Genomic DNA, 14,120 nt, shown 5'->3' with positions numbered 1-14,120 from the left:
TTTTTACGGCAGATAGATAAATGTAAAATTTCACAAATTGACGTAAAAATGAAAATCTCCCAGGCAGATGGAAACGTCTGCACAGTTTCGACTACACCTAAACAGAAAACAGTTAATTCAGGCGAAAGTAAGATAATTTACTTACCAGGAACTGATTGTATAATCAAGTCCCAAGCTTCATTGTCTGGGTACACTTCATATAGAGTGGGAGGTGCGGCTGAATGGTATGTTGCTCCTCGCAACCTAGAAACCCTGCAAGCCAGCCTAGAGTATGCAACAGAACATGAATTGACCGTAACAACACTAGGGGCAGGTTCTAACCTTTTAGTCAGCGATCGCGGTATCCCAGGCCTAGTTATTTCTACCCGTCATCTCCGCTACAGCTACTTTGACCACCACACTGGTCAATTAACTGTTGCTGCTGGAGAATCAATTCCTAGCTTAGCATGGGAGGCAGCCCAACTAGGCTGGGAAGGATTGGAGTGGGCTGTGGGTATCCCTGGAACAGTCGGGGGTGCTGTGGTGATGAATGCAGGGGCACACAACAGTTGTATCGCAGATATGTTAGTCAGCGCCCAGGTACTTGCACCCGACGGTACACTCAAAACTCTCACCCCTGAAGAGATCGGTTACGCTTACCGCACTTCATTATTACAAGGTAGCGATCGCATCGTCACTCAAGCTACCTTCCAACTCCAACCAGGTGCTGATCCAGCAAAAGTTTTGGCAACCACCAAGCAACACAAACAGCATCGACTAACAACTCAACCCTACAACTTCCCCAGTTGTGGCAGTGTTTTCCGTAATCCCAAACCTTATGCTGCTGGCTGGTTGATTGAACAAACAGGTCTAAAAGGCTACCAAATTGGAGGGGCACAAGTTGCACAACTCCATGCCAATTTTATTGTCAACCGTGGTGGTGCCAAGGCTAGTGATATCTTCTGTCTCATCCGTTATATCCAGCACCAAGTGCAAGAACATTGGTCAATTTTGTTAGAGCCAGAAGTCAAAATGCTTGGAGAGTTTCAAGCGGTGTGTTAAGGGACTGGGGACTTGTGAATAGGGACTAGTAGTTCACCACGCAAATGCTGACAGGTGAAGACTGGGGAAAGGGAAAAGGGTAAAGGGAAAGGAATTAAAAACCTTTACCCTTTTCCCCTTACCCAATCCCTGTGCCTGTCAAAATCTTTTTGGCAGGCTACTAAGGATAGGGAAAAATTTTTCCAATACCCAATCCCCATTGCCCCTAATCCCCACTCCCTTTGGTCGTGGGGGCCCCGAGTTCCACAGTACCCAACACCTGGCATTAATTATTGGTAACAAAATAGGCAAACTGCCGACCGCATCTATAATTGAATTTGACTTGTTATTCAACGCAAACGCGGACAATTAATTATGACAGGAAAAGGACAGGGATTTGGCTTCGGTTTGGGAAAAATGAAGGAACTAGCTGATGCTTTCAAAAAAGCTCAGCAAGTTCAAGAGGGTGCAAAGCGACTCCAAGAAGAATTAGAACAAATGGAGATTCAGGGAGAGTCCGGTGGTGGTCTGGTCAAAGTTATTGTCAGCGGTAACCAAGAACCCAAGCGAGTGGAAATTGCTCCAGAAGCCATAGCACAAGGAGCAGAAATACTTTCCGATCTCGTGACAGCGGCAATGAAAAATGCCTATGAAAAGTCCACGGCAACAATGCGGGAACGCATGGAAGACTTAACCAGTGGACTGGAATTACCAGGATTTCAATAGTCATTGGTCAATAGTCATTAGTCATTAGCCGTTAGTTATCAGCTAAGGGCAAATGACAAGTGACAAAAGATTTTTCGGGTGACCCTCGTACCTCACTAATGCTAACCCCTCTTGAGATGGGCAGTTACCGCACTTGGGAACTACTGCGCCCTTGCGCTTTGCTGAGAGTAATGCATGTGGCGTGAGACCCCAAGACCCTTACGGGTACTCTTCTCCTTCAAAGACGAAGGCCGCAAATGAGAACCCCTACCCTAAGAAAGCGGGAACCCTCTCCCTTGGGAACGGGGACGACTTCGTAGAACGGGGAACAGCAGTTGCGCGGCTGTCGGGGAACCCGACGACAGTCGCTTCAAGTCGGCCCTTTCGGCAATCGCTCATGGGGAGCCACTGCGTTGCGGAGGTTTCCTCCGTTGTAGCAAGTGGCGTGGGAACCCCCAAGACTCTTACGGGTGACGCTCGCAAGCTCGCTAACGCTCTTGCTAACGGCAGTCCCCCAGACGCTCGGAAAGCGTAGCGTCTCCCCTTGGGAGAAGACTCGCGCAACGCTTGCGCTAACGCCGGAAACCGCTCCTATCGGGGGCTGCCTCACCGCGTTGCCGACGCTCCTACGTCGCTACCGCTACGCTAACACCACAGCGCTGTCTCCCCAACGAACTGGCTCACCGCACTGCCTTACAAAGGACAAAATATATATATGCCCCACAAGCTGCTGTTTGTGTGCCTGGGGAATATCTGCCGTTCACCCTCGGCAGAAAACATTATGAATCATCTCATTGACCAAGCTGACTTGAGTGAACATATCCTCTGTGACTCTGCTGGTACATCTAGCTATCACATTGGTAGTCCACCTGACCGACGTATGAGTGTTGCGGCTGCTACAAAACTAGGAATTAAACTACGTGGCCATGCTCGGCAGTTTCAAAAGTCAGACTTTCATGACTTTGATATGATTTTGGCGATGGATCGAGACAATTATCAGGATATCCTCGCTCTTGACCCAAAAGAGCAATATCACAACAAAGTTTACTTAATGTGTGAATTTTGCTCTCGGCACACCCTAAAGGAAGTTCCAGACCCTTACTACGGTGGTGTAGAAGGTTTTAATCAAGTGATTGATTTGCTTGTTGATGCTTGTGAAGGTCTACTCCAATATATTATCAGCCAGCACCTAACAGATAAAATTGGAGAGTTATGAGTTATGAGTTATCTTTTCTCCCGTTAACTCCTAACTCCTAATTCCTAACTTCTCACTGAATCTTTGTATCTTTAGCTCGGAAAGTGTTAATCCACAAGACCGTGCTTCATTGCAAAACGTACTAGTTCTGCTCGGTTGCTAGTTTCGGTCTTCCTCAATAAACTACTAACGTACTTTTCCACTGTTCGCGGACTCAAGTGTAGCTGCTGACCCATTTCCGCATTAGACAGACCATGAGTCAAAAGTTCTAAGACTTCTTGTTCTCTGGAAGTGAGAGATGAGAGCAGTTGAGATTTTTGAATATGAGTGAAAAGAGACTGATGGGCATCTACCGCTTTTGTTGGAGTGGCGTTGCCCATATTTTCTTTATTAGAAAAGCGATATTCAGATTGAATGATTTGCGCCCGTTCCAACAGATTGCGAATTGCTGCTGCTAATTCTTCAAGTTCAAAAGGTTTAGGCAAATATAAATCGCAACCCGACTGGTAGCCCAAAATTCTTTCTTGGGTCTTAGTGCGTGCTGTTAATAAAATTACAGGTAACAACCGGAAGGCTTGTTGTTGGCGCACCCGGCGTACCAGTTCATAGCCATTCATGCGTGGCATAACAATATCGGTGACGATTAAATCAGGATGGTAGTCATCTACCATTACCAAAGCCTCTTGACCATCATTAGCTGTGATTACCGAATAGCCTGACAGCTCAAGATAATCGCTAATAGACAGACGAGTGCCCAGGTCGTCATCCACTACAAGGATCGTCAAGGGCATGGACAATACACCCCTAGCATTTTTTTTACTCAGAAATTTGCTTTTACAAGCTTCATTAGTGAACACAGGCAATAAATAGTGTTCTTATGTTTCATACTATGACAGGATTACCGACTAATGACTGCCTCAGGGCTAATTTATAAAGACAATCTTAAATCCTGAGGAATAATTAACAAACTTAATTGCACTTCTGGCTTTAGGTAATGAAGGTATAAATAAATTTATATTTATTAATAATATAGACATAATTCAGAACTATTACTCACTCGAATGTAAATTAATGTTTATGCAAACCATAATTTTATAGTGGCAAAATTTGTTGGCAAACATTTAATTGAGAACTGGAAAAAGCTAAATTAATAGGATAACGCTGATCAGTATAAGGCAGGAGCTGAGTCCACTTCACTTCTTGGTGAATCCAGTTTTCATCTTGGTGAGGCAGTGCCGTCTTGGGGTCTGACGCCACTCCCCTCAAGTCGAAAGACCCGCGCACGGCGGTGGCTCCCCAAGTGGAGCAACTGCCGAAGCGCGAAGCGGTAGCGTTAGCGACGCAAAGCGTAGCGTCTCCCTTTGGGAGAAGGAGCGTCGGAACGAGCGTCACCCACAAGGGCTTCTTGCGAGAGGAGAACTGGCGATCTCAAGAGCGATCTTCGACGCAGGAGCGTCACCCGTACTGCAAAGCAGAACTCGAAGAGTAGGGCTTGTTGCCATATGGCTAAGTGGCCTTAGCGAAGCGGTAGCGAGCTTACGAGCGTTATCCGAAGGGTAGGAGGTGAAGCAGTTGCAGTATTTAGACGCCACTTCCTTGACTTAGGGAGCCACTGCGCTAGCGTCCGGCTCTGCCAACAGCCACAAATCTGGCTTCAAACCCCACCTTTTGCAAAGTAGCTCTGCTTTATGTGGATTGCAAACTGCACCAAGCCAAAGGGCAGAAGAGAAAAGCCTCAAAGCAGCATTTTCCCTAGCTGGGATTTAACATTTAATTATGTCCATCTATCTAGTTAAGCATTTATAGTGGTTTAATATCCGGCTATAAAGTTTACAAGCTAGTCCCAACAATTTTTAAGTCAATTTAACGCAAGCCAAATTCTCAATGAGTGACAAGAGCGAAAGTTACAAAGTGATTAGTGACAACCGTCAAGCCCGTTTTTTGTATGAAATCCTTGAAACCTATGAAGCTGGAATTCAGCTGACAGGAACCGAAGTTAAGTCAATCCGTGCAGGTAAAGTTAATCTCCAAGATGGTTATGCTTTGATTCGTGATGGTCAAGCATGGCTGATCAATGTGCATATCTCCCCTTATAACGCTAGCGGACAATATTTTAATCATGAACCGCGACGAACACGTAAGCTTTTACTACATCGTCAGGAAATCCGTAAATTAATTGGCAAAGTAGAACAGCAAGGCTTGACATTAGTACCTTTGAAGATGTATCTCAAACGAGGCTGGGTGAAAGTTAGTATAGCGCTTGGCAAAGGTAAAAAGCTTCATGACAAGCGAGAAGACTTAAAACGACGCCAAGACCAACGCGACATTCAAAGGGCGATGAAAAATTATTAGGAAACTACAAAAAATAAAGTCTTGCTGAATTAATTAGGACTTACGCAAAAAATAGCCAAAATTCCTCTTTATCATATAGCGTCAATTCATGAATTGCCTAAAGTAAGGTGTAGGTTTGTGTAAGTTCTAAGTATCTTAAATAGAACTTACGCATAGGAAACGAGAAATTAAGGGTTTGGGCTGGGCATGGGGTATGGGGCATGGGACAGAAAAAAATCCCCAATGCCCTATTCCCGAACTTAGCAAATAATCTCGCTGCGTAAGTCCTGTTCAATATGAGTGTGACCCAAATACCACATCAGAGTGAGAAACAGACTGAACTAAAAAGCATTTATATATCTTCAGCGTGAGTTCAAAAAAACCCTAGTTTATAGCCACAGATTGATTTTGCTCATTGTAGAACTCGATACAGTGGTTAATAACTTTGCAAGGGATAAGGAACTTTGATCATGACACGTAATTTTAGCAAAGCACTCGGTGCTGGGGTTCTCGGTTTGAGTATGGCAATTTTGCCTTTGAGTCTACCTGTAAAAGCCCAGGTTACTGATTCACCCAGAACCAACACAGCTCCAACAAGAACAACAACTTATAACGATCGCAATGATTTTGATTGGGGTTGGCTAGGATTAATTGGTCTATTGGGTTTAGCTGGCTTGTCAGGTAAAAGACGTGATGATGAACCCACCCGTTATCGTGACCCCAATGCACCTGGCGCCACTACCTACAGAGACTAAGCAGTTCAAAATTCACATCTCACAACTGTAAACTACCGTCAAGTACCGCAGCACTGTGACGGTAGCATTTCATTTGATTCACCAAACACAAAACATATAGCTGTAGCCACTTCTCCATTTAACCATCAGCTTTAACATCTAGTTTGGATGTTTTACAGCTTACTAGTTTGCCGCAGGCTGTGGATCTGGTGAATTGAGTTCTGGAGATTGGCCTTGTTTCAAAGGTGTCCAGTAGCTAGCTATCAAAGCGACCATTAGCCACCAGAGGGTATTGACTTCAGGGCGAAACCAGACAGTATCTACCGTACCGTGAGCAAGCATACCGAGTAAAGTGGCAAACGCCCCAATTAACCAAAATCCCTCTATATTCATGGATTCTCGCAATCGCCGTAGTTGCAGAAATGCGGTGTTAAAAGTCACAATTATTAGCCAGAGAAAACAGGCTAAACCAACAAAACCGGTTTCTACAGCCACTTCTAGTAAAATCGAATAGGCACTCAAAGCACTATAACGAGGATGTTGGTAGAGTGGATAAATTTTATTAAAAGCGTTGTGACCAGGGCCAATACCGATAATTGGGCGATCGCGAATCATCTCAAATACAGCGTCCCATACATTCCTGCGAAAATTATTACTGCTATCGCTGCGATCGGCAAAAATGCTGAAAAACCGGAGGCGCACTGGCTCTACAAATATAATTGCTAGCAACAATACTCCTATCAAACCTCCCAAGATAATGGGCAGTGACCAGGTGCGCCAAAAAGGAGGCATTTGCACACTCCACCAATAGAATAGCAATACCATCACAGTCAAAATTGCCACTACTAACCCAATCCAACCACCACGACTATAAGTAAAAATCAAGCACGCAGTATTGACAATTAGCATTGTTAATGCTAAAGCTTTCTTAAACCAACTTTGCCATACAAAAATTGCAACCAAGCTTAAAACTACTGCTGGTAGCAAGTATCCAGCCAATAAGTTGGGATTACCCAAATAACTGTAGACTCTTGTTGTCTTAGAGAAAGCAGATTCCGGATCACTCCAAGTTGCTAGTGGAGGCGCTCCAAAATACCACTGCCGCATTCCATATATACTAACAATGAGCGATACATGTAGGTAGAGCGTGATAATCCAAGAACGGAGGCGGGCTGACCTCAATACTCTGGCACAAAGGACAAATAGCAGCAAATAGAGAGTCAAAGTTAGCAAGTCGTTCAATGCCGCCTTTTTCACAGGTGACAATGCAGTAGCTACAGCAGCAATTCCCCAGTAAAGAAATACCAGCAGATGAATAGGAGTGAATAATGAAGCTTGTGCTGGTGCTGGTTCATCAGATAAAGTTAACAGTAGCCAAAATCCCACGCAAGCAAACAGCAAAACTCCTATCAAAGCACTTGAAGCAAAAGGGGCAAGGGCATACACCAGGCTTAGTAAGCCAGCCGCTATCGTATCTCCCCAACGAATCAAGACACTGCCTTGTCGCCAAGAGTGTAACAGCCCCACCAAAAAACGGTGTAGGTAGCTACTATTGAGATATTCTTTGATCGGGAAATGGGATAAAGTAAATCGTTGCCAGATTAAATTCATAAAACACGCTGCGATCAATTGGCACGTCCGCGCAGAACATGGCCTTAATCATAATGCGGGTAATTATAAAAAAATAATAGGGCAGACTGCAAATTGAGAAGTAGAAGCTAGGAGGTGAGGCAGCCCCGTTTTGGTAAGTCCATTCCTCATCTTGGCGGTTTCCGCCGATTAGTGAGCTTTAGGATTAGCGAAGCGGTAGCGAAGCGCGAAGCGGTAACGAGGAACGAGCGTCGGAACGAAGCATCAAAAGAGCGTCTGGGGGACTGCCGAACTTCGCAGGGTTAGCCACAGAAAGCGTAGCATCTTACTTTGGGAGAAGGAGCATCACCCGAAGGGCAGAACAAATGTTACTCATAGCATCAGCCGTTTAACATTTTTCTACTAATTTAGTTATTATTGCCAAGCTGCACTGCTTAACGAACTTAATTGATAGCCGTAAGTTGTTATAGCAAATTGGCATAGTAAGTATTGTTTGAGATTCTACAGAAGAACCTTGTGTAAAGACTTTGAATGCAAAATCCCAAATTATTGTCAGGTATCACTTTCTGGGGGGGAACTAGCCACTTGTAGTGGCAAAGAAAGTACATAACGGTGTCCTGATTCCGGTGAACCTTGAATTGAAATTTGTCCACTATGTAATTCTGCTAGTTGACAGCTCAGCAACAAACCCAAGCTTTCCCGTGATAAGTTGCCATACTGCTTAGCTAAATTAAGGCTAGTATTCACAGTAACGCTATCTGAGCCAGAAATGCCCAAGTTGTGAGACTTCTCGATCGCAACTGGTAAGCTACCTAGTTCATCCAGATTTTCTGAATAACTATTGTACGTTGCTGTTTGTCCTGTCAGCTCAAGCAGCGATAAGGGGCTAAGCCGAAAGTAGGGATCAACTTCTGTGATGCCATCTCCTAACCAGGGATGGGATACCCAAATAGTAATATTGAGGGTATTTTCCTTGTAAGAGACATGAATACGAACAATACTACCTGTGGCGGAAAGTTGAATCACGCTGAAAACTAGGTGATACAAAATTTGCCGTACTTTGTCTTTATCTAAAGGCCAAATGCGGCTACGTCCTGGTTCTATGGACAGGCGAATATCTTGCTCGCGGCGGTTAGCTGCTTCTTCTAGGGTATTGATAGCTTGTTGACACAGCATTTCAATATCTACAGGAGCTAAATTTAGCACAGCTATGTTTTCGTCTATTGCTCCTAGTTCGGTAATTTCGTTAACTAAAGAAAGTAAATACCGACCACTATGTTGGATGATCTCCACATATTCTCTCTGTTTAGTTGTCAAAGGGCCATAAATCTCACGTCCTAAGACACTAGCCATACCCAACACAGATGTTAAGGGTGTACGTAACTCCTGAGTCAGCTGTTCCAAAAGTTCCAGTTTCAATTGCTTAGTAGAAACAGAATCTGTTTCCATAGCAGCTGGGGAAACTCTAATGTTACTAGTATGAGCATCCTTAATTGAAAAGGTCGGAGTATTGTTAAAATTGGGTGTTTCTGGTCTATTTTGCAGCAGTCGGTTCCGCTCAAATTCACTCATGCTCCAACGAGCTATAATCTGCAAAAACTCAATGTCGCGAGTTGTGAAGTTGCGTGGCACTAAGTCCATTACTGCTAATGCACCCAAGCAATTCCCTGAAGCATCAATCAGTGGCGCTCCCAAGTAAGCGCGGATACCATATTCTTGTACCAGCTTGCTAGTAGCAAGTATGGGATCTGTGAGTTTGTGTGTATCATTAATGACGACTGTTTGACAATTTTCTACGACTTGGGTACAAAAAGATTCCCGGCGTAATAATTGCCGACTTTGGGCGAGTTGATTCATCAACCCCAATCTAGACAAACCTACTGCTGACTTAAACCAGTGTCGTTCTTGATCTATAAATCCCAATATGGAAATCGGCGCTTCCAAAAAGTGGGCAGCAGTTTGAGTCGATTCTTCAAAAACTGGTATTGTTTCTGGTTGCCGCAAACCTAACTCTGATAATACTTTAAGGCGTTGCTGTTCTCTTGTCTCCTGGGAAGCCCAACCATCCTTTAGGGAAAATAATTTGTTTTCAGGCTCTACCATTGCCACCGCTACCTTGATAATTGCTCGATATTGTAATTTATATAACCGCTGTTTCGGGGTTATGATTTTCTATTTTTAAGCATTCCCCAATTTGGCAACCAACAAACAACTTTGGGGCAAAAATTTTGCATTACTTGCGTGAATAGGCTGTGCGATCGCTCACTAGTTCATAGTCTCTGGTGCTGAATGTCGCACTCAAGGCTGATGTACCAGTATTGCTTGAGGTTCTAATACTATACAACGTTAGTTTCAGATGCGACTAGGGTAATATAACCCTAAGGGTAGATTAAAAAGCTTATTTCGTTCTTACTTTATCTACAAACCAAAAAAAATGGTCTGTACACTTTATCTTGATTTACTTAAAATTACTGTGCAATTAAAAATAATCTATTTGCTTTTACGTAAAAGGACTGAGACTTATTGATATATAGGATAATTGAAGCATTTGAATCATTTTTATCTCAATAATTAAAATTTCCCAAAAAAATAACTAAATATTTCAACTATGAACTGGGTTAAATTTTAAATAATATAAATACTGTTGCCATTATATACAGATTTTACATAAAAATACAAATATTTAGAGGTAGTATTATTTAAATACTCGTATATTTATTAATTGAAAAAATAGAATTATTTCAAAATAATATAATTAAAAAGTTTACTTTAAAAAAATATGATATTTTGCTATTAATCAATAGGGTTCTTTCTCAAGAAAATAATATTTCAAATTAGTTTAAAAATATAAATATTTATCAAAACATAAAAAACATCAAAAATTTATCAATTTTTCATAATTGTGATTTGTATAAAGTTTGCTATTAAGTCATAAATGGATCATGATGGTAGCAAACAAAACTTAGGTATTTAATCTCAAGGCTCAATGGCATGAATAAAACGACTGTGAAAATTCCTTTTGTAGATCTGAAAATACAACACCAACCGATTGAAACTCAACTACACCAAGCAATTCATGCCATATTGGAACGGGGAGATTTCATTTTAGGACAAGCACTTGCGGATTTTGAAGCAGCATTTGCAGCAGCATCTGGTGCAGAATATGGTGTGGGTGTTGCTTCAGGAACTGATGCGATCGCCCTAGGTTTGCAAGCTTGCAATATTGGTGCTGGCGATGAGGTTATTTTACCAGCTAATACCTTTATCGCAACTTTGATTGGGGTGTTACGTGCTGGGGCAAAACCAATTCTTGTAGATTGCGACCCCAAAACAGCTTTAATTGATTTGTCAGCAGCAGCAAAGGCAATTACACCTCAGACAAAAGCAATTATTCCTGTACATTTATATGGTCAGATGGTATCACCACGGCAGTTATTAGACTTCGCCGATACCTATAAATTGTTAATTTTTGAAGACGCCGCACAGGCACATTTAGCTGAAAGAGATGGATATCGAGCTGGTTCTGTGGGAATAGCAGCAGCCTTTAGCTTTTATCCTAGCAAAAATTTAGGGGCATTTGGGGATGGGGGGATGCTATTAACGCGAGATCCAGATGTAGCCCAGAAAATGGTGCGTTTGCGTAATTATGGTGCATCTCAAAAGTATTTTCATGTCGAACCGGGCACCAATAGTCGCTTAGACACATTGCAAGCAGCGGTATTACTAGAAAAATTACCACATTTACCACAATGGAATCGCGATCGCTTGACTATTGCTCAGCAGTACGATATCGAGTTAGCACCCTTAGCATCTGCTGGCATTATCCCCGTACAAAACCAAAGCGATTCTGGACATGTTTATCATCTTTATGTAATTAAAGTTGATGAATCTTGTGTGGTAGAACGCCAGCAAATTCAGGACAAATTAACAGCAGATGGAATTCAAACAGGTATTCACTACCCAATTCCTTGTCATCTTCAGCCAGCATTCACTTACTTAGGCTATCAACAGGGGGACTTTCCCCAAGCGGAAAAGCTAGCACAGCAAATACTATCGTTACCCATGTATCCCGGTTTGAGCAGTAGTCAAATCAAAGAGGTTGTAGCTGCGATCGCTAATATAGCCTTGCCGAGTTCAAATACAGAAGACGATTCCTCTGTTGCCATTGGCAGTAGAGCAGCATAAATCAAAGACTTATGCTCAAGGCTAATTCTGTTAATCCTCAGAGGCAAAGAATAACAGATGGCATGTACTTATTTGACATTACAGTTTTTAATTAGTACTTAGTGGTCAGTAACAAAATAACTGACCACTATTCATTGAAATCTAAACAAGTTTAGAACTGTTTATTTTAAACTGCTCAAAATATGGTAACTGAGAAACAAATTAAAAGAAATACTGCACAACTACTGAACATAGCGATAGTGGGCGTTTTAGTGCTGCTTTATGCTCCTATCTTGCTCCACTGGCTAGATGGTTGGCTGCACAAAACTATCAGTATAGAACACGAATATTTTAGTCACGGTATTATTGGTCTACCCTTTGCCGCTTACCTGAGTTGGTTAAACCGCAAAAAATGGCAACGTCTGCCAGATATTACCCATCCTTTGGGTGCTTTTTTACTACTCGTAGGGGGAATTTTTTATCTTAGCGGCGTTACAGAGTGGGTTAACCTTTCCTTGCCCACAATATTAGCAGGATTATGCTTGTGGTTCAAAGGCATACCAGGTTTCAAATTACAAGGATTTTCCTTGCTGCTGGTATTTCTAGCAACTCCAACAGCAGTACCTTATCTGATTGCTCCTTACACCTTGCCTTTGCAAAACTTCATCGCAGGTACAGCAGGCTTCATACTCAATCAATTTGGTATGGAAGTAACCGTCGATGAGATGAATATATATGTTGGTGGAAGAATTGTAGAAGTCGCCCCTTATTGTGCAGGGCTAAAAATGTTGTTTACTACTCTCTACGTTAGCCTAATGCTACTTTATTGGACTGGTGGTTTAGATTCACGTCGCACCAGCGTCTGGTTTTTATCTGTTGCCGTCGTCATTAGCGTTACTGCCAATATCATTCGTAACACTTTACTTACCTTCTTTCACGGTACAGGGCAAGAAGTCGCTTTTCAATGGCTGCATGAGGGTTGGGGTGGTGATCTCTACTCCGCTTGTATGTTGCTGTTACTAGTGCCTCTGCTGAATCGGATTAATAACTATTTTTCACCAGTTGCGGAAACGCAAGAAGAAGGAAGCAGGGGAGCAGAGGGAGCAGGGGAACTCGGGGCCCCCACGACTGAAGGGAGTGGGGATTAGGGGCACAGGGGTGATGGGGAGATGAGGGGATGGGGAGATAGTTATTTACTGTTGACTCTCAATTTCTAACTCCTCTGCCAAAAAAAGTACTAATACCAATTCACGTTTAATGTGAATTAAGTGTTGAAACACTTGTAAGTTTATTGATGGCTCCAAAAACATGATTTGGGACAATTCTCAAAACCTTACAACACAAGACGCATTTTTAATTCAAATTAGGCGTAAATTGCATGATCTCAATTTTGGTCAAACCTTCTCCCCTGCTCCTCTGCACCCCTACCCCCCTGCTCAAAGATGAGGGTAGATTGTCGATATTACTGAACTCATGGTGTGATTTTTTAAAGTAAAATTTGCGTAGATACTGCAAAATTTACTAATGGTTTCCTTATCTAAATTTTTCAAGGAAAAGCAATTAACTCATGTAGTAGCGCTTTTATTGTTACTACTGCTGTTAGGGTTAGGGGGGGGTTCTGGATACCTGACAGGACAGTGGAAATGGAAACAGCCGCCTCCTGTGGCTAGCCTCAAGGAATTGAGACAGATCCGTAAGACTGGGTTAACCCTTCCTGGTTGGCAAACTGTTGAACAAGCAGAACAACAAGTTGGCGAACACAAATGGTCGTTACAAATTGTTAAAAAAGCAGATTCACAAACCCAAGCTATACTGCTTTTGCTGCCGCAAAACGGGCCAATGGATCAACCAGAAGTAGAGTGGACTGAGATTAATGGTTGGGGAAGGTCTCGCTGGAGTAAATGGGACATAGCTCAAGAACGCTCTGCAAAATTCACTGTCAAACAGCCATTAAAGTCGGGGTCAAACGCTCAAACCGAAGTAGAAGCTAGATTTTTTCGCGCCTCCACAAAACAGGAAACCTTTGCTGTGTTGCAGTGGTATGCTCTGCCAAACGGCGGATATACATCACCTATACGCTGGTTTTTAGCAGATCAACTCTCACAATGGCGTCAGCGTCGTACTCCTTGGGTAGCCGTGAGTATTCTGATTCCTATGGAACCTTTAGGCCAGGTGGAAACTGTTTGGCCTTTAGCCCAATCTCTTGGTGAAACAGTACAAGCGACATTGATGACAGGGCCTTTATCAAGCAATTCATCAGGGAGTTAGAAAATATAGGAAAATACTCAAAATATCAACAGCGATCGCAAAAATGTTCTCAGGGCTGGAAGTGAACTACAGTATGAAGTGCGAAGTTAAAAGCGGCACAACAAAAGCAGACA

At 42.8% G+C, this 14,120-nt stretch carries 11 protein-coding genes; 8 read left to right on the top strand and 3 right to left on the bottom strand.

What is annotated here, in order from left to right; translation table 11 throughout:
* The first annotated feature begins 48 nt into the window (after positions 1-48).
* The 3 genes from murB (at position 49) to I8748_RS00110 (ending at position 2,941) form a co-directional block, all read left to right on the top strand.
* The gene (gene murB, locus I8748_RS00120; RefSeq protein ID WP_198122696.1) at positions 49-1,041 is read left to right on the top strand and encodes a UDP-N-acetylmuramate dehydrogenase; all 993 of its coding nucleotides are present in this window, start codon (positions 49-51) and stop codon (positions 1,039-1,041) included.
* Positions 1,042-1,395: 354 nt separating this feature from the next.
* A complete protein-coding gene (locus I8748_RS00115; protein ID WP_198122695.1) occupies positions 1,396-1,746 on the top strand; it encodes a YbaB/EbfC family nucleoid-associated protein in 351 nt (116 codons plus the stop codon).
* A gap of 694 nt (positions 1,747-2,440) precedes the next feature.
* The gene (locus I8748_RS00110) at positions 2,441-2,941 is read left to right on the top strand and encodes a low molecular weight protein-tyrosine-phosphatase (RefSeq protein WP_198122694.1); all 501 of its coding nucleotides are present in this window, start codon (positions 2,441-2,443) and stop codon (positions 2,939-2,941) included.
* Between the two features lie 86 nt (positions 2,942-3,027).
* Here the strand turns inward: I8748_RS00110 and I8748_RS00105 are convergent, their stop codons facing one another.
* Positions 3,028-3,711, bottom strand: a complete 684-nt coding sequence (locus tag I8748_RS00105) for a response regulator transcription factor (RefSeq protein WP_096557584.1) — start codon at positions 3,709-3,711, stop codon at positions 3,028-3,030.
* A 1,093-nt stretch (positions 3,712-4,804) separates the two neighbouring features.
* Between I8748_RS00105 and smpB the strand changes: the two genes are divergently transcribed.
* Both smpB and I8748_RS00095 read left to right on the top strand, forming a co-directional pair.
* Positions 4,805-5,272 (top strand): SsrA-binding protein SmpB, encoded by a 468-nt coding sequence (gene smpB, locus I8748_RS00100; protein WP_198122693.1) that lies wholly within the window; start codon positions 4,805-4,807, stop codon positions 5,270-5,272.
* Positions 5,273-5,721: 449 nt separating this feature from the next.
* The gene (locus I8748_RS00095; RefSeq protein ID WP_198122692.1) at positions 5,722-6,006 is read left to right on the top strand and encodes a WGxxGxxG family protein; all 285 of its coding nucleotides are present in this window, start codon (positions 5,722-5,724) and stop codon (positions 6,004-6,006) included.
* 162 nt (positions 6,007-6,168) lie between these two features.
* Here I8748_RS00095 and I8748_RS00090 read toward each other — a convergent pair whose 3' ends face one another.
* Together I8748_RS00090 and I8748_RS00085 are read right to left on the bottom strand one after the other, a co-directional pair.
* A complete protein-coding gene (locus tag I8748_RS00090; RefSeq protein WP_198122691.1) occupies positions 6,169-7,596 on the bottom strand; it encodes an IctB family putative bicarbonate transporter in 1,428 nt (475 codons plus the stop codon).
* Between the two features lie 531 nt (positions 7,597-8,127).
* Positions 8,128-9,678 carry a GAF domain-containing sensor histidine kinase gene (locus tag I8748_RS00085; RefSeq protein WP_198122690.1) on the bottom strand — a complete coding sequence of 517 codons (1,551 nt, stop codon included), beginning with the start codon at positions 9,676-9,678 and terminating at the stop codon, positions 8,128-8,130.
* Between the two features lie 888 nt (positions 9,679-10,566).
* On the opposite strand from I8748_RS00085, the gene I8748_RS00080 reads away from it, so the two are divergent.
* From I8748_RS00080 to I8748_RS00070, 3 genes are all read left to right on the top strand, one after another.
* Positions 10,567-11,760, top strand: a complete 1,194-nt coding sequence (locus I8748_RS00080; RefSeq protein WP_198122689.1) for a DegT/DnrJ/EryC1/StrS family aminotransferase — start codon at positions 10,567-10,569, stop codon at positions 11,758-11,760.
* Positions 11,761-11,942: 182 nt separating this feature from the next.
* Entirely contained in the window at positions 11,943-12,887 is a 945-nt protein-coding gene (gene crtB, locus I8748_RS00075) for a cyanoexosortase B (RefSeq protein WP_198122688.1), read from the top strand.
* A gap of 376 nt (positions 12,888-13,263) precedes the next feature.
* The gene (locus I8748_RS00070) at positions 13,264-14,007 is read left to right on the top strand and encodes a cyanoexosortase B system-associated protein (protein WP_198122687.1); all 744 of its coding nucleotides are present in this window, start codon (positions 13,264-13,266) and stop codon (positions 14,005-14,007) included.
* Positions 14,008-14,120: the final 113 nt, after the last annotated feature.

Source organism: Amazonocrinis nigriterrae CENA67 (assembly GCF_016056305.1).
Classification (GTDB): domain Bacteria; phylum Cyanobacteriota; class Cyanobacteriia; order Cyanobacteriales; family Nostocaceae; genus Amazonocrinis; species Amazonocrinis nigriterrae.
Note: the sequence above shows the minus strand (reverse complement) of the source record. Positions and strands in the feature narration are given on the sequence as shown.